Annotated in this window: 10 protein-coding genes and 1 riboswitch; of the genes, 4 read left to right on the top strand and 6 right to left on the bottom strand. The window is 43.9% G+C overall.

What is annotated here, in order from left to right:
* Positions 1–218 precede the first annotated feature (218 nt).
* Positions 219–1,499 carry a sodium:proton antiporter gene (locus AB4209_RS02950; protein ID WP_017061334.1) on the bottom strand — a complete coding sequence of 427 codons (1,281 nt, stop codon included), beginning with the start codon at positions 1,497–1,499 and terminating at the stop codon, positions 219–221.
* Between the two features lie 169 nt (positions 1,500–1,668).
* Here AB4209_RS02950 and metH point away from each other — a divergent pair, with 169 nt between their 5' ends.
* Positions 1,669–5,346: a methionine synthase gene (gene metH, locus AB4209_RS02955; RefSeq protein ID WP_372054801.1), complete on the top strand. Its 3,678-nt coding sequence runs from the start codon at positions 1,669–1,671 to the stop codon at positions 5,344–5,346.
* A gap of 106 nt (positions 5,347–5,452) precedes the next feature.
* On the opposite strand, the gene lysC is transcribed toward metH, so the two are convergent.
* Positions 5,453–6,820, bottom strand: coding sequence for a lysine-sensitive aspartokinase 3 (lysC, locus tag AB4209_RS02960; protein WP_372054803.1), 1,368 nt, complete (start codon positions 6,818–6,820; stop codon positions 5,453–5,455).
* A 108-nt stretch (positions 6,821–6,928) separates the two neighbouring features.
* A riboswitch (Lysine riboswitch) is annotated at positions 6,929–7,106 on the bottom strand.
* A 176-nt stretch (positions 7,107–7,282) separates the two neighbouring features.
* Between lysC and AB4209_RS02965 the strand changes: the two genes are divergently transcribed.
* Positions 7,283–8,422, top strand: coding sequence for an alanine--glyoxylate aminotransferase family protein (locus AB4209_RS02965; RefSeq protein WP_102332733.1), 1,140 nt, complete (start codon positions 7,283–7,285; stop codon positions 8,420–8,422).
* Positions 8,423–8,534: 112 nt separating this feature from the next.
* On the opposite strand, the gene AB4209_RS02970 is transcribed toward AB4209_RS02965, so the two are convergent.
* The 4 genes from AB4209_RS02970 to AB4209_RS02985 form a co-directional block, all read right to left on the bottom strand.
* Positions 8,535–10,298, bottom strand: a complete 1,764-nt coding sequence (locus tag AB4209_RS02970; RefSeq protein ID WP_017061338.1) for a PglL family O-oligosaccharyltransferase — start codon at positions 10,296–10,298, stop codon at positions 8,535–8,537.
* Positions 10,299–10,394: 96 nt separating this feature from the next.
* Positions 10,395–13,226: an excinuclease ABC subunit UvrA gene (gene uvrA, locus AB4209_RS02975; protein WP_017061339.1), complete on the bottom strand. Its 2,832-nt coding sequence runs from the start codon at positions 13,224–13,226 to the stop codon at positions 10,395–10,397.
* Between the two features lie 149 nt (positions 13,227–13,375).
* Positions 13,376–14,248 (bottom strand): UTP--glucose-1-phosphate uridylyltransferase GalU, encoded by an 873-nt coding sequence (gene galU / locus AB4209_RS02980; protein ID WP_017061340.1) that lies wholly within the window; start codon positions 14,246–14,248, stop codon positions 13,376–13,378.
* Between the two features lie 157 nt (positions 14,249–14,405).
* Positions 14,406–15,053 (bottom strand): LuxR C-terminal-related transcriptional regulator, encoded by a 648-nt coding sequence (locus AB4209_RS02985; protein WP_372054805.1) that lies wholly within the window; start codon positions 15,051–15,053, stop codon positions 14,406–14,408.
* A gap of 278 nt (positions 15,054–15,331) precedes the next feature.
* On the opposite strand from AB4209_RS02985, the gene AB4209_RS02990 reads away from it, so the two are divergent.
* Together AB4209_RS02990 and csrD are read left to right on the top strand one after the other, a co-directional pair.
* A complete protein-coding gene (locus tag AB4209_RS02990; protein WP_017062970.1) occupies positions 15,332–15,883 on the top strand; it encodes a single-stranded DNA-binding protein in 552 nt (183 codons plus the stop codon).
* A gap of 161 nt (positions 15,884–16,044) precedes the next feature.
* Complete coding sequence (csrD, locus tag AB4209_RS02995; RefSeq protein ID WP_372054807.1) at positions 16,045–18,060, top strand: RNase E specificity factor CsrD; 2,016 nt, start codon at positions 16,045–16,047, stop codon at positions 18,058–18,060.
* Positions 18,061–18,062: the final 2 nt, after the last annotated feature.

Consider the following 18,062-nt stretch of genomic DNA (forward strand, 5'->3'; position numbering starts at 1 on the left):
TTTACTTTAATTGGTATTAACCTACTTAAAGAGTTCTGGATACCCACAACAAGGCTTTCGACTACTCAAATACTCGCGGTATCAAATATCGATATAATCTCTATGTTCCACGCATACCTTTCAACGATAACTTCAGTGAGGGAATTGGCGAGTTTGACTTTCATTAGGTATAAAAAAGGCCACCTAAAGTAGGCGGCCTTGGTTGATCTATTTAGATATTAATCTAGCTCTTTCTCTGCTTGTTTTGCTTTCTCTATCATAGGAGTGATAGTTGAGCCTTGAACCAGAATAGAGAACACAACAACGGCGTATGTCATGACAAGGATTATCTCTTTAACATCGATTGCTTTGTCTTCAATTACCCAGATACCTGAAGGGATTGAAAGTGCCATGGCTAGTGCTAAGCCACCGCGTAAACCACCCCAAGTTAGAATCTTAATCGACCACGGGTTGTAAGTTCTAAAGCGTTTAAATCCGATGTAAGACAAGAAAACACTCAAGTAACGTGCACTCAATACTAGAGGGACTGCGAAAGCCATTAAGATCCAATCTTCTTGGTGGAATTTGAATAACAGCATCGACATACCAATTAGTAGGAATAATACGCCGTTTAAGAATTCATCTATCAATTCCCAGAAATGATCTAAGTGATCTTCACTCTCTTTTGAGAATCCGATAAAGCGAGTCCAGTTACCAATCATGATACCTGAGACCACCATCGCTAATGGTCCTGATACATGTAGAACTTCAGCAAACGCATAACCAGCAGTTGGAATGCCGATGGTTAATAGCAACTCCATCGAGTGGTCGTCGGTGTTGCTGATTAGGTAATGGAATACAAGACCTAAAACAAAACCGTAGACGATGCCGCCAATTGCCTCTTGAACGAATAGCATGGTCACACTACCGACGGTTGGCGCTTCTGTGCCGAATGCGATAGTAAATAGGGTTACGAAGATAACTAAGCCAAAACCATCGTTGAATAGAGATTCTCCCTCGATTTGAGTAGAGATTCTTCTGGGAGCGTCGAGTTTCTTTACTATTGCTAGCACGGCGATGGGATCGGTTGGAGAGATTAGCGAGCCAAAGAGTAGGCAGTAAATCAGATCAAATTGAATACCGATGAACTGGCAAAACCCGTACAGCACAAAACCGATAAAGAATGTTGAAAACAACGTAGCACCTAACGCGAGTACAGTTATTTCCCATTTCTGGTCTTTTAAATTTGGTAACTTAATCCCCAAACCGCCTGCAAATAGTAAGAATCCTAATATCCCTTTTAGAAGGAAATCTTCAAAATTGATACTGGCAACGGTCTCTGAGGCAATGTCTGCCAATTGGAACCAATTATTTTGTCCCGCAATGATAATCAATAGAGATAACATCATTGAGCCAGCTGTAATGGCGATGGTTGTCTGCATTTTACCAATTTTTGTATTCACGAAAGCAATAAGCATGGCTGCAGCGGACAAGAAGCATAAGGTGTAATAGACCGACATTGGGATTCCAACATGTAACAAAGTATGAATATGAATTTTCGTTGTCTCATGCTCAAATAGCAAACATTTTTTTGTCATGACTCAGTAATCAATTTCCTTTTTTAGACGTCTAGACTCCTTTTTAATGTGTGATAGGATGGAGGGATAATTAAAGGAATGAGGTTGTACCGTGGGAAGTAATGTAAGGCAAAAGATTGACGCTCTGTTGAAGCAACGAATTTTACTGATTGATGGTGGCATGGGCACCATGATTCAGGATTATAAATTGGAAGAGCAAGACTATCGTGGTGAACGCTTTGCTGATTGGCACAGTGACTTGAAGGGCAACAATGACCTTTTAGTTCTTACACAGCCTAAGCTTATCAAAGATATCCATATGGAGTATTTGGAAGCTGGGGCTGACATCCTCGAAACCAATACCTTTAACGCTACAACCATCGCTATGGCCGACTATGATATGGAAAGCCTTAGTGAAGAGATTAACTTTGCTGCTGCCAAGCTTGCTCGTGAAGCAGCTGATGAATGGACTGCAAAGACCCCAGATAAACCTCGCTTCGTCGCGGGTGTATTAGGCCCTACCAACCGAACTTGTTCTATCTCGCCTGATGTAAACGATCCAGGTTACCGTAATGTTAGCTTTGACGAACTGGTTGAAGCCTATTCTGAATCGACTCGCGCGCTCATTAAGGGCGGTTCAGATTTAATTCTTATTGAAACTATCTTTGATACGTTAAACGCGAAAGCGTGTGCCTTTGCCGTTGAATCTGTTTTTGAAGAGGTGGGTATTGCTCTTCCAGTGATGATTTCCGGTACCATCACTGACGCATCAGGTCGTACCCTTTCAGGACAGACGACAGAAGCATTCTACAACGCCCTTCGTCATGTAAAACCAATCTCATTTGGATTGAACTGTGCATTGGGCCCTGATGAACTGCGTGAGTATGTCGGTGAGATGTCTCGTATCTCAGAGTGCAATGTTTCTGCTCACCCTAATGCGGGTTTGCCTAATGCATTTGGCGAGTATGACCTTTCTCCTGAGGATATGGCTGAACATGTTAAAGAGTGGGCTGAAAGTGGCTTCTTGAACCTAATTGGTGGGTGTTGTGGTACTACTCCAGAGCATATCCGTCAAATGGCTGAGGCCGTTGAAGGTGTAACGCCGCGTCAATTGCCAGACTTACCAGTTTCTTGTCGTCTTTCGGGACTAGAGCCACTGACGATAGCTAAAGAATCTTTGTTCGTGAATGTAGGTGAGCGGACCAATGTTACCGGCTCTGCACGCTTTAAGCGCCTTATCAAAGAAGAGCTCTACGACGAAGCCTTGAGTGTAGCTCGAGAGCAAGTCGAGAATGGTGCTCAAATTATCGATATCAACATGGATGAAGGGATGCTAGACGCCGAGGCGTGTATGGTTAAATTCCTGAATCTATGTGCTTCAGAACCTGAAATCTCGAAAGTACCTGTTATGGTCGATTCTTCTAAGTGGGAAGTTATCGAAGCTGGCCTAAAGTGTATTCAAGGCAAAGGCATCGTTAACTCAATCTCTCTAAAAGAAGGCAAAGAGAAGTTTGTTGAGCAAGCCAAATTAGTTCGTCGTTATGGTGCTGCTGTCATCGTGATGGCGTTTGATGAAGTCGGGCAGGCTGATACTCGAGAGCGTAAAGTCGAAATCTGTACCAATGCCTACAACATTCTTGTTGATGAAGTCGGTTTCCCACCAGAAGATATTATTTTTGACCCGAATATTTTCGCAGTGGCTACTGGTATCGATGAGCATAATAACTATGCGGTTGATTTCATTGAAGCAGTAGGAGACATCAAACGCGATCTCCCGCATGCGATGATCTCTGGCGGTGTGTCGAATGTTTCATTCTCATTCCGTGGTAATAACTACGTCCGTGAGGCTATTCACGCGGTATTCCTATATCACTGTTTTAAAAACGGTATGGATATGGGCATTGTAAACGCTGGTCAGTTGGAAATTTACGATAATGTTCCAGAAGATCTGCGTGATGCTGTTGAAGATGTCGTACTAAACCGTCGTGATGATTCGACTGAAAGATTGCTGGATATGGCGACCGAATACCTAGAGCGTGCTGTTGGTAAGGTTGAAGATAAATCTGCATTAGAGTGGCGAACTTGGCCTGTAGAGAAGCGTTTGGAGCACTCTTTGGTAAAAGGTATCACCGACTTTATTGTTGAAGATACCGAAGAAGCTCGTGTTAATGCCTCTCGTCCTATTGAAGTGATTGAAGGTCCTCTAATGGACGGAATGAACGTTGTTGGTGACCTGTTTGGTGAAGGTAAGATGTTCTTACCACAGGTTGTAAAGTCTGCGCGTGTGATGAAACAGGCGGTTGCCCATTTAGAACCATTCATTAATGCATCCAAAGAAGTGGGCGCAACTAACGGTAAGATTTTGTTAGCGACCGTTAAAGGTGACGTTCACGATATCGGTAAAAATATCGTTGGTGTGGTTTTACAGTGTAATAACTACGAAATTATCGACTTAGGTGTGATGGTTTCTTGCGAGAAGATTCTCAAGGTAGCGAAAGAAGAGAATGTCGACATTATTGGTTTGTCGGGTCTGATTACCCCTTCTCTTGATGAAATGGTACATGTTGCCAAAGAGATGGAGAGACAAGGCTTTAAGCTGCCTCTTCTGATTGGCGGAGCAACGACATCTAAAGCACACACTGCGGTTAAGATTGAGCAGAACTACTCTGAGCCAGTTGTTTATGTCAATAACGCATCTCGCGCTGTAGGCGTTTGTACTTCATTACTCTCTGATGAATTGAAACCTGCTTTCGTTGAGAAGTTGAACATCGATTATGATCGAGTTAGAGATCAACACAATCGTAAAAAACCTCGTACCAAGCCCGTCACACTTGAGAAAGCTCGTGCCAATAAAGTTGCTATCGATTGGGATGCCTACACTCCCCCTGCACCCGCTAAGCCGGGAGTACATATTTTCAGTGATTTTGATGTAGCGACTTTGCGTCAGTACATCGACTGGACTCCGTTCTTTATGACATGGTCATTAGTTGGTAAGTACCCAGCAATCCTTGATCACGAAGAGGTGGGGGATGAAGCTAAACGACTATTCAAAGATGCCAACGATTTGTTGGATCGCGTAGAGAAAGAGAAGTTACTTGAAGCTCGTGGTATGTGTGCCATGTTCCCTGCGAACAGTGTGGGTGATGATATCGAGGTGTATACCGATGAATCTCGTACCGAAGTTCTAAAAGTTCTACACAATCTTCGTCAACAAACAGAGAAACCAAAAGGCTTTAACTACTGTTTGTCTGATTACATTGCGCCAAAAGAAAGCGGTAAAGCGGATTGGATTGGTGGCTTTGCGGTTACGGGTGGTATTGGTGAGCGAGAGCTGGCTGATGAATACAAAGCGAAAGGCGATGACTACAACGCGATTATGATTCAGGCGGTTGCTGACCGATTGGCTGAGGCGTTCGCGGAATATCTGCATAAAGAAGTGAGAAAGGATATTTGGGGTTACTCGCCAGATGAGAATTTGTCTAACGACGATTTGATTCGAGAGAAATACCAAGGTATTCGTCCAGCTCCAGGTTACCCTGCTTGCCCAGAGCATACAGAGAAAGGTACGTTGTGGGAGCTGATGGACGTTGAAAAGGCAATCGACATGTCATTAACGACAAGCTACGCGATGTGGCCTGGTGCCTCAGTGTCTGGTATGTATTTCTCACACCCTGATGCTAGATACTTTGCTATTGCACAGATTCAACAGGATCAAGTGGATAGCTATGCTGACCGCAAAGGTTGGGATATGTTAGAAGCCGAGAAGTGGTTAGGTCCTAACATTAACTAGTTTGAATCTATGATGAGCTTTGATTCGTAAAGTAAAAAGAGAAAGGGTTGCTAAATAGCAACCCTTTTTGTATTTGTGATTTATCTGTCGATGATAAACGGACTTTCTATTCAAATAATTCTTGGTGCAGTTTTTGAATCGCCAACTTAGAAACAGATTCATTTAGTAAGAAGCACAGGTTGTGTGGGCTTGCACCGTAACAAATCATGCGTAGGTTGAAGTCTTCAAGAGTGCCGAAGACCTGCTTCGCATAGCCTTTGCTTTCACTCATGTTGTTACCAATCAGTGCAACAAGGCATAGGTCGTGCTCAATATCCACGGAACACAACTCTTCAAGCTCAAGGCGAGCGGCTTCAGGTAACTCAGGAGCACCACCAGAGGTATCGGTTTGATCGAGTGTTAGTGAAACACTGATCTCTGAAGTGGTGATAAGATCGACCGAGATCTTATGTTTAGCAAGGATCTCGAATACCTTTGCCAAAAAGCCATAGGCATGGAACATATTAGCGCTACGTAGCGTAACCATGGTTTGGTTGCAGCGTAGGGCAAGCGCTCTAAATAGAGGAGAGCTCTCAACTTCTTGACGAATCCAAGTTCCACCGAGCTCTGGCGCTTTAGAAGAGCCGACAAATACCGGTATTTGGTGGCGTAGTGCAGGTACTAGAGTTGATGGGTGCAAGATCTTCGCACCAAAGTTTGCCATTTCCGATGCTTCACTGAAGCTGATCTCTGGGATAGGAGAAGCTTTAGGTGCAATACGAGGGTCTGTGGTGTAGATACCCGGAACATCCGTCCAGATTTCTAAACCAATCGCCTGTACAGATTCGGCAATCAATGCTGCTGAGTAATCACTGCCACCGCGGCCTAAAGTCGTGGTGTTACCTTCGCTATCAGCGCCGATAAAACCTTGGGTAACGACAACTTGTTGTTGGCAAAGTGGAATCAGTTTCTCTTGCGCTAGAGCGGCAATATCTTCTAGTTGAGGTTCGGCTTTACCAAAATCATCATTAGTACGCATCACATCTCTGATATCAAAGCGAACAGCAGGAGTGCCTCGTTCAGAGATGATCTGAGCCAAGATGTGTGTCGACATCAACTCGCCACATGCGACAAGGTGATCCGTCAGTTTAGTACTTGTTTGGAATGATGCGGCCTCTGCAGCGCTCGCAATGTCATCAAGAATGCTGTGGACTTCTTTTTCGATGCTGATTGGATCTGCGAGTTGGTCAAGAATTGCGTTGTGAATGTCCGCTAATTGCGCCATTAGTTCCTGACGACGAGCTTTGTCTTGAACACCATGTGCTAGTTCAACCAGCAAGTTAGTGACACCAGAGCATGCACTACTCACGACCAGTTTCGTGTTTGAGTTGTTTTCAATAATGGCAGCACAACGGCTCATTGCTTCAAAGTTGGCAACACTTGTTCCACCAAACTTAGCGACATTAAAAGAACCAGCTACATTAGATGCACTCACGATATATCTCCCACGACTTCCTAAAATAAAATTACGGTTGGGTAATCCAACGTCCGATGTTTTTCGAAGAGAGTTTTAGAGCAAAAAGAGAGGAATTATTAGAATAGTAACCTCAGAAGCTCTTCACCATATAGAAATGGCGACAGTTGACGGGATTCAGCCCGCTCAACCGATAATAAAGGTCCTGCATACTTTTATTATCTCGGCACTGCTCCCCATAAATGTTTTGTATTGGAAATGCGGTTCCACAAAACATCTGCCTGGGCAGTGCTCCTCTTCTGCTAGATAGCCGTTTCATTGAACGTTTTTGTGGTAACAATGTCAATCCGTAACTTGAGATAATTGAAAAATAATTTTAACAATTATGTGACAGTGGTTTGACCTCAATACTTATGGCTAATTGCTGAGGTAATCAATTTGCTTTAGGGTGGATTGTTCACAACATTAACGTAAGGGATGTACATGTCTAATTTCACACTCACTACTGCTATCGATAGCTTTTATCCACCACACCGAACGTTAATGGGGCCTGGTCCTTCTGATATCTCACCTCAAGTGCTACAGGCTTTGAGCCGTCCAACCATAGGTCACCTAGATCCGCTGTTTATTGCGATGATGGATGAGCTTAAACAACTTCTTAAATACGCTTTTCAGACTGAAAACGAATTTACGATTGCCGTTTCTGCACCGGGCAGTGCGGGTATGGAGACCTGTTTTGTTAACTTGATTGAGCCTGGTGAAAAGGTGATTGTTTGTCGTAACGGTGTCTTCGGTGAGCGTATGCGAGAAAACGTGGTGCGTTGTGGTGGCGAAGCCATCCTTGTTGATGACGAATGGGGCAAGCCCGTTTCAGTTGAAAAGGTAGAACAAGCATTGGCAGAAAACCCCGATGCCGTTGCTGTTGCATTTGTGCATGCAGAGACATCAACCGGAGCGTTATCTGATGCTCAAGCTATCTCTGCTGTCGCTCGTCAGTTTGATGCGTTAACGATTGTTGATGCAGTGACATCATTAGGTGGTGTGCCATTGCTGGTTGATGAGTGGCAGCTTGATGCGGTTTATTCTGGCAGCCAAAAGTGTCTGTCTTGTGTGCCAGGGCTATCTCCAGTGACTTTCTCTCAGCGTGCGGTTGATAAAATGAAAGCCCGTAAAGCACCAGTGCAAAGCTGGTTTTTGGATCAAAGTTTAGTATTAGGTTACTGGAGTGGAGAAGGTAAGCGTAGCTACCACCATACCGCACCCGTGAACAGCCTTTATGCTCTGCATGAGTCGCTGGTTTTGTTGAAAAATGAAGGCTTAGATAATGCGTGGTCTCGTCATCATGCGATGCACCAAGAGCTTAAAGAAGGCGTAGAAGCTCTAGGGTTAAAGTTTGTGGTTGATGAAGAGAGCCGCCTGCCGCAGCTTAATGCACTTTATTTCCCAGAAGGAATTGATGAGGCTAAGATCAGAACGCAGCTTTTAGAAGAATATAATCTTGAAATCGGTGCTGGGCTTGGCTCTTTGGCTGGTAAGGCATGGCGTATCGGCCTAATGGGTTACGGTGCTCGTAAAGAGAATGTCGCGTTGTGCCTAAAAGCGCTAAAAGATGTTTTGAAGTAGCTGCATGAACTGAAATTAAAAAGAAAAGCGCACGAGAGATCGTGCGCTTTTTTGTATCTACCCCAAGCTCCTACTGCCTACTAAGTGAAGCTTGCGTTGCGAATTCTTAACATTATTCTGCAGACGAAACGTTATCTTCTGCTTGTGACACTTTCTTATACTGAACCTTTGAAAAGTCTCTGTTAGGGAATAAAAAGTTCGCTTCGCTACGAATTTGCTCTGCTTTACTTTCTTCTCCTAGGCCTTGATACGCCAGAATCAGATTGCTGTAGAAAGCCGGTCTTGGTTTGCTCTTAATGATCTCCAGTGACCAATCGATGTAAGGCTGTATAAGGCTCGGGTCGGCTTTGTAGAGGCCGATATTAAGGTAAGTGCTGTATATATCCCAATCGTAGCGATCTTTCCACACCACTGGGTTCGTTACCTGCTTAAGAATGTCCGGATTTTTCGGCTTAGACAGTTCAAACTTAGTCAGTACATAGTTGGTGTGCAGGGCGCTCAACATATAAAAACTGACCAAAATAGGGAGCACTAAGCTCAACACTCTAAATAGGGTCTTGCTGATGATACTGAACGACTGTTGATAATGTCGGGAAGAGCGCTGATCTACCCAGTAAATCAATATAATGAATGTTATCCAGTGAATCGCCGAGTGGTAAAAAGGATACTCAAGTTGGGAGTGCAACAGGATCGGGATAAATAACGCGAGCAGGGCTAGACGTGTTCCCTTTGCTGAACTTGTTATGCGTGACATCACCAATATTGCAGCAATCAAGATTCCGATGATTGGTACAATCCCCCCTTCAACTCCCCAAAACAGGAACTCATTGTGCGGGTGATCCATTGAAGGAAGACCTGGATGATAGTTCGAGTTGAGTTGATGTTGGCGAGCTGTATATAGCGTGTATTCAGACTCAAATTTCCCGTAACCATAACCTGTAAATGGCTTTTCGATCATCATATCTAAAGCTTGCGGGAACGTATAAGCGCGCGGGCTTTCTAGGTTCGCTTTCTTGCTAGCGAGGCTATCAGTCGCACTTAGGCTGATCACCGAAAAAGCGACGACGACACCGACGAGCACTGATGCGCACCATCCGTAGAAGCGTTTCTTGGTCGAGAACTTGTATAGATAGGGCAGAATGCAGATAAACCCAATGACAGCGGCCAACCATCCGGTACGTGATGCAATGATGATCAGCAAGGGCACGGTTAAGGTTGGAGTTAAATACAGTAGGAATGATTCGCTGATCTTATGGTTATATTTAGCCGGCTGCCTTGCTAAAAGGTAAGCGGACAGCACAAAACCAGTAGCAAGAAAGCTTGCCATTACATTCGGTTGTTGAAATATCCCATATGGTCGGTTTGCAGCAGTGTTGTAGCCAAATAGGTTGCCAGGTTCTAATAAGAAATATTGCACATAGCCAAATAGTGCTTGTATAACAACAGCAAGTACAATGAACCACAACATACGTTGCTTGTGTTTATTGCTGAACTTAAATTGCTGCAGCACCACAAATAAGGCAAAGCCCGCCCACAATCCAAGCAAGCGTCCTGACGCTCCTTGAGGTGCAGCATTGCTGTATAAAATGGGTAGCGTGAGTATGATGCAGCTAATCAACAAGCCAATTGTTAATTTGGAATACTTGAGTACTCGATTGGTCGCGAGTTGGTAAAAGCCAATCGCTAGCGTGAAGCTTAGCGCTAGCCAAGTGGTAGGGTTAAAGGATAGAGCAAGGCCCGAACCACCAGGATTCGGCATAAAAAAATGCATAGCTAACAAGAATACAACAGCTAAAGAAGCCAGAAATGCTTTGTTGAGTGGTAGCTGAGTGACCTGATTTTCTAGCTGAGTACCGCTAGTGTGTATTGTTGCCATAAATCCCTAACCTTATAAAAACAGAGCTTGTTCCTTCTGAAACAAGCTCTGTTACTTTAACATTTTTCTGTCTGCCCGCAGGGCGCTATTTTACACCTACTTCAAATTTAACATAGGCTTAAGGAAGCGAGCAGTGTGTGAACCTTCGACTAACGCCACATCTTCAGGTGTACCCTCTGCAACAATCTCACCACCACCTTGCCCACCTTCTGGGCCAAGGTCTAGGATCCAGTCTGCTGTTTTAACGACATCTAGGTTGTGCTCAATCACGACAACTGTATTACCGTGATCACGCAGTCTATGTAATACCGTCAGTAGCTGCTGGATATCGTGGAAATGAAGGCCTGTTGTTGGCTCATCGAGAATGTATAAGGTTTTTCCCGTGTCTCGTTTAGACAGTTCACGCGCTAATTTAACACGCTGAGCTTCACCACCAGATAAGGTTGTAGCTGCTTGCCCTAAGCGAATGTAAGAGAGGCCAACGTCCATTAAAGTTTGCAGTTTACGAGCGATAACAGGTACCGGGTTGAAGTATTCACGAGCATCTTCCACAGTCATCTCTAGAACTTCGTCAATGGTTTTACCTTTGTAGCGGACCTCTAGAGTCTCACGGTTATAGCGCTTACCTTTACACACATCACAAGGCACATACACATCGGGTAAGAAGTGCATCTCTACCTTGATTACGCCGTCTCCCTGACAAGCCTCACAACGACCACCACGAACGTTAAAGCTGAATCGACCTGGCTTGTAACCACGAGAACGTGATTCCTGAGTGCCCGCGAATAGTTCACGAATAGGGGTGAAAATCCCTGTGTAGGTCGCAGGGTTTGATCTTGGTGTACGACCGATAGGGCTTTGATCTATGTCGATTACCTTATCAAAATGTTCTAACCCTTTAATCTTTTTGTGCTTTGCTGGAACTGCAGTCGTGGCACCGTTTAATTGAGTGTGGGCGACTTTAAAGAAGGTATCGTTGATAAGCGTTGATTTACCCGAACCTGATACGCCCGTAATACAACTGAACAAGCCAACAGGAATTGTCGCGGTCACATTCTTTAGGTTGTTCCCCGTTGCGCCAACGATCTCGACGACCTTTTTCTTGTCGATAGGCGTTCTCTTTTCAGGCACTGCAATTTCTTTAGCACCGCTCAGGTATTGGCCTGTCAAAGAGTTCGGGTTTTCGATGATGTCTTGCATGGTACCTTCTGCCACCACGTGACCACCGTGCACCCCTGCTCCTGGACCGATATCGATAACATGGTCAGCACAACGAATTGCATCTTCGTCATGTTCCACAACAAGTACCGTATTACCTAAGTCTCTCAGGTGAATTAAGGTTTGCAATAGACGTTCATTATCGCGCTGGTGGAGACCAATTGATGGCTCATCAAGTACATACATAACGCCAACTAAACCGGCACCGATTTGGCTCGCCAAACGAATACGTTGCGCCTCACCACCAGACAGCGTTTCAGCACTGCGTGATAGGTTAAGGTAGTTCAAACCAACGTTGACTAAGAAATGCAGACGATCATTGATCTCTTTCATCACTTTATCTGCGATCTGCCCACGTTGACCGTCTAGCTTCAATTCTTGGAAAAATTGTAGTGCGTCAGCAATGCTAAGTTCAACGATTTCCGGAAGTGTTGTATCACCAATGAAAACATTACGAGCTTCTAATCTCAGGCGAGTGCCATCACAGCTAGAACACGACTTGGTTGAGATGTATTTGGCAAGGTCTTCACGCACCGCGCTAGATTCAGTATCACGGTAACGGCGCTCTAAGGTATTTAAAATGCCCTCGAATGGATGACGCTTAACTCGAATATCACCTCGGTCATTGATGTACTTGAATTCCACTTCAGTTCGACCTGATCCTTTTAGAATGATCTCTTGAGTCTTTTTCGGTAGAGAATTAAATGGCGCATACAGATCAAAACCATAATGTTCTGAAAGCGACGTTAGCATCTGGAAATAGTAGTAGTTCTTTTGATCCCAACCTTTTATCGCACCTTCAGCAATGCTTAGGTTCTCATCTAAAATCACTCGGCTTGGATCAAAATACTGTTGAACACCAAGACCATCACACGTACCACATGCTCCTGCCGGGTTATTAAATGAGAACAGGCGAGGCTCAAGCTCTTGCATGCTGTAACCACATTTAGGACAAGCGAAGTTAGCAGAGAATACGATCTCTTCTTGATCCGTTTCGTCCATCCAGCCGACGACAGCGATACCGCCAGAGAGCTCTAATGTGGTCTCGAATGACTCGGCTAAACGCTGTTGAAGATCAGGACGAACCTTGAATCTGTCTACCACAACTTCAATGGTGTGCTTCTTATGAAGTTCAAGTGCTGGTGGATCGGATAGATCACAGGTTTCACCATCAATTCGGGCTCGGATAAAGCCTTGCGCAGCTAAGTTTTCCAGTGTTTTAACATGCTCACCTTTGCGCTCTTTGACAATCGGTGCCATCAACATCATCTTTGAGCCTTCAGGCAGTTCTAAGACCTTATCGACCATTTGACTGATGGTTTGTGCTGCTAGAGGGATGTTGTGGTCTGGACAGCGAGGTTCGCCTACTCGCGCATACAATAATCTGAGGTAATCATAGACTTCGGTAATGGTACCGACGGTTGAGCGAGGGTTATGTGAAGTCGATTTTTGTTCTATTGAGATAGCTGGAGACAGACCTTCAATATGGTCGACATCAGGCTTTTCCATAAGAGATAGAAATTGACGAGCGTAAGCAGACAGAGATTCAACATAACGACGCTGACCTTCTGCGTAGAGTGTGTCAAACGCAAGTGACGACTTTCCTGAACCCGATAAACCGGTGATGACAGTCAGTTTGTCACGTGGAATGGTTAGGTTGACGTCTTTGAGGTTATGCGTACGAGCGCCTCTAATTTCTATTTTATCCATCTCAATAGACCATGTAATTTTAAGTGGCTAAAGTATTACATAGAGTGAGATTTGTGCAAAGTTTTACTGGATAAAAAAACAGTAAACAAAAAGGGCGACTCAAAGAGTCGCCCTTTCTAAAATCAGTAACGTTAGTGATTAACCAGTCGTTATGCTTCTTTCTTGGTCGAGTGTTTACCTAGCTCGATTTGCTGCTGGTCTTTCTTGTATAGGTTTTCGAAGCAGTAGTTTGTTGCTTCGATATAGCCTTCAACACTACCACAGTCAAAACGTTGGCCTTTAAATTTGTAAGCCAATACACAGCCTGCTTTTGCCTGTTTTAGCAATGCATCAGTGATCTGGATTTCGCCGCCTTTACCTGGTTCTGTCTGCTCGATTAATTCAAAGATATCTGGAGTCAGAATATAACGACCAATGATCGCTAGGTTGCTTGGTGCTGTACCTTGCTCTGGCTTCTCTACCATGTCATCAACTCGGAAAAGGTCATCTTTGATCATTTCGCCAGAGATAACACCGTACTTGTGAGTCTCTTCTTCTGGAACTTCTTGTACAGCAACAATAGAACAGCGGAACTGTTTGTATAGCGCAACCATCTGAGCTAGCACGCCTTGTTGCTCGTTCACACAAAGGTCATCAGCAAGTACTACTGCGAACGGTTCATCGCCTACAAGTTCGCGACCCGTTAAAATAGCATGGCCAAGGCCTTTCATCTCACGTTGACGAATGTAGGTGAAGTTTGCCGCTTCAATCGTTTCACGGATATTAACCAATAGGTCTTCTTTATTGGTGCCGCTAATCTGGTGCTCAAGCTCGTAGTTTTTATCAAAGTGATCCATGATCGAGTGCTTACCACGTCCAGTAACGATGCACATTCCATCCATACCAGCTTCGATAGCTTCCTCTACACCGTATTCAATCAGAGGCTTGTTTACTACAGGCATCATTTCTTTAGGCATTGACTTGGTTGCAGGTAAAAAACGTGTACCGTAGCCAGCTGCCGGGAAAAGGCACTTTTTGATCATGATAAGACCCTTTATCTATAATAATTATTGATTCAACCTGAGTGGTTGATATTTCTGAGGGCAACTCTAGCATAAGTTATGTCGAAAATTCAGCAACAATAGCCATGGTTTACTAGAGCTTCCCTCAAAATTATCGTCAGACTAAGAGGTGGGTCGATTATGCAAGCAGGTTCTGGTTTGCCCATGCTATCGCTTGAACTCTATTTTTTACCGCAAGCTTACGGAATATTTGATAGAGGTGAGATTTAACCGTGAACTCACTAATAAACAAGTCATCGGCGATTTGTGTGTTTGAAGACCCGGATTGAAGACAGCGAATCACCTGGAGCTCACGAATGGTTAAATCAACATTGGTTGGTGTGGTGTTGGTATTGACCATATTGCGATAATAAAACAACAGTTGATTGGTTACCTTCCTTGGCAGCCAGTTATCGCCATCAATGACTTCTTGAAGACCACGAGCAATCTTGTCCTTTTGTTCAGTGTTGTAAAAGAGTCCTTTTAGTACCCCATAGGTAAGAAGCTCTGAGGTTGGAAGTTGCTGGGGGACATTGAATAAAATGATTTCGTGATTTTTCCACATAACAGTCAGGTTAGGACAAATAATCAGTAGTTGTGGTACCTCTCTGTAATCGACGAGCAAGATCCGGTTACTCTGCTTTCTATCAACTAGCATTAATTCGTCGGGTGTCATTTTGTAGAGAACAATAGATAAATGCTTTTCTATCTCTTTTACATGTAGATAGGTATCGTTTGGGTCGATGCACAGAAAGTGTAAAGTGCGAGCGTATCTTGATTTTCTCATTGAAACGTCCTGTTTGAGTGGGATTAGATTCCACGTTGTCATGCAGGCTTTAGCTTCTCTAGCGCCTTGATAGTGACTTGCGTTGAATATCAATTATCAAAGTAAATGAGTGGTTTGTAAGTGGAGAAAAAAGCAACATCGCTCTGAATATCATGATTTGTTACGTTTTTATTCTTTGTAGTGAGGAGAGAATAGGAATGCGATTTATCACTGCAGAAAAGCATGCTATTCTTGTGCGCTAAAATTTTCTGAGACTATGAATTTAGACGGAGCAAATCATGGCTAGCCGTGGAGTTAACAAAGTTATATTAGTGGGTAACCTAGGTAATGACCCTGAAATTCGTTACATGCCAAATGGCGGCGCAGTAGCGAACATTACCATTGCAACGTCAGAGTCATGGCGTGATAAAGCAACTGGCGAGCAGCGTGAAAAAACAGAATGGCACCGTGTTGCTCTGTTTGGCAAGCTTGCGGAAGTTGCTGGTGAGTACCTACGTAAAGGTTCTCAAGTTTACATTGAAGGTCAACTTCAAACTCGTAAATGGCAAGATCAAAGCGGTCAAGATCGCTACACAACTGAAGTGGTTGTTCAAGGCTTCAATGGTGTAATGCAAATGCTTGGCGGCCGTGCTCAAGGTGGTGCTCCTGCTCAAGGTGGCATGGGTAACAACCAACAGCAAGGTGGTTGGGGTCAGCCACAGCAGCCACAGCAACAACAATACAGTGCTCCCGCTCAACAGCAGCCAAAAGCACCTCAACAAGCTCCTCAGCAGGCTCAACCTCAATATAATGAGCCGCCAATGGATTTTGATGATGACATTCCATTTTAATCCCTGTTTTTAATATATTATAAAGACAGTATTAAATTGGAAAAAGCCGCGTTCATCGCGGCTTTTTGTTACCTACAATTCTTAACGCTTTATTTACAACGTCAATTTATAGTATAAGTAGCAATACGGTATAATGTGAGTTGAAAAGGATTTCGTTATTCATGAGATATACCCCGACACTAAAATTGAGTACTCGATTGGTCGCATTTGTCACCGTGATAGTGATCAGCGCGATGTTCATTCTTTTTATTGGTGGCACACTTTCCTTTAAGCGTATTGGACAGGAATATTTAGACCATTATTTGGTTGGCATTGTCGACGTTGTAGATAAAGAGATGGAAGACCCTGACGCCGCGTATTCAATGCAGCGTTGGATGCCTAAGATGTTGCAGGCGAGCAATATTGTTGAGATGAAACTCTCGAACAAGACCGGCATCGTTTATCGTTTCAAAGATACCTCCCCACAAATTGATCCCAATCGTCTTTATGAGAAAAGCTTCATTTTAGAGCGTAATGAAGGCTACCGAATCGAATTTAAAGCACTTCCTCCTTATATTGGCTACAACTACTCAATGGAAGCGATGTGGTCAATTACTTTGGCTGTCGCATTGGTTCTGTTCTGTCTTGCTCGCGGTGTTCGTTGGTTGAAAGAACAACTCATGGGTTCTGAAATCTTGGAAGAGCGAGGAAGAATGATCTTGGCCGGTCAGGTTGAAGCTCATGCAAAGGGAGATGAGCGAGAGTGGCCTTATACCGCAAGCGAAGCCTTAGATGTATTGATTGAAGAGCTACAAGATGCTCGTCAAGAACGAAGTCGCTTTGATACCTTTATTCGTACCCATACTTTCCTAGATAAACTCACGGGAACGGCAAACCGAGTTTTATTCGATAATAAGCTGGAATCGGCACTGCATGAAAGTGGTGCTCGAGGCGGTGTGTTACTGATACGTATCGACGAATGGGAGCAAGTTAGTGATGCTAACGATAAGCAAACCACAGACGGCTTTATTATTGAAGTCGGTGAAGTACTGTCGAATATCGTTCAACGCTATCCCGATGTCATTTTTTCTCGCTATTACGAAGCTGACTTTGCTATATTTATCCCTCATCAGGGCGCAAAAAATATTGCGACCTTGGCTGCTCAGTGTTTAAGGCAGTTAGATAAGCTAACTCCGCCAGAGCCTTTAGAGTCGGATAACTGGTGTCATATTGGTGTGACCATGTATACCGAAGGTGAGCGTCATAGCCAGATCATGGATGAAACGGAAACGGCACTAAAGAGTGCTCAGTTAGAGCGTATTAATAACTGGAGCCGTTACCCGAAAGAGAATAAGAATGAGCTTGATAGAGGCAGTGTTCGTTGGAGAACATTACTTGATAAAGCGCTGCTTCCTGAAAATTTAGTAATCTTTGCTCAGCGGTGTTATCTTATGCCGGAATCTGGTCAAGTTAATGAATTGCATAGAGAAATATTTACTAGAATTCAGGATCCTGACAAAGGTTTATTGAAATCGTCTCGATTTATGCCTGCGGTAGAGCAAGTGGGTTATCAAGCTCAAATGGACCAATCGGTTCTAAAGGTTGTGTTGAAATCGTTGAAAGAATCAACTCAACCTATCAACTATTCAGTGAATCTGAATGTTACCCCGTTTGCTAATAAACAGCACTTTAAGTGGTTTAGGAGTGAGTTGTTACAGCTCTCTGCTCAACACCGCTCTCAGCTTGCGTTTGAATTTTCAGAAGGGCACTTGATTGCTCATCTTGATTATATGAGACCGGTGGCAAAGATGTTGCGAGGTTTAGGGTGTAAAGTTGTGGTTGGCCAAGCTGGGCGAACCATTGTTAGCACTCACTATATAAAGGATTTGAAGGTTAGTTATATTAAGCTTCATCGAAGCCTAATAAAGAAAATCGACCAAAGGCATGAGAACCAACTGTTTGTTCGAAGCTTAATTGGGGCGTGTGGTGATTCTCCAACTCAAGTTATTGCCGTTGGAGTCGAGACAAAACAAGAAAAGAATACCTTGATAGAGTTAGGCATTAACGGCTATCAAGGGAGATATTTCGACGAAGAACAACAAATTATCCCTTTGCCTAATCAAGCAGAAAAAGCCGCGAAAGCGGAATCTGTTGTCAAAGTTGGACGAAGAAATCGATGGCGTAAGAGTAGTAGTTAAGA

It is taken from the genome of Vibrio sp. 10N.286.48.C11 (assembly GCF_041469805.1).
Classification (GTDB): Bacteria; Pseudomonadota; Gammaproteobacteria; order Enterobacterales; family Vibrionaceae; genus Vibrio; species Vibrio crassostreae_C.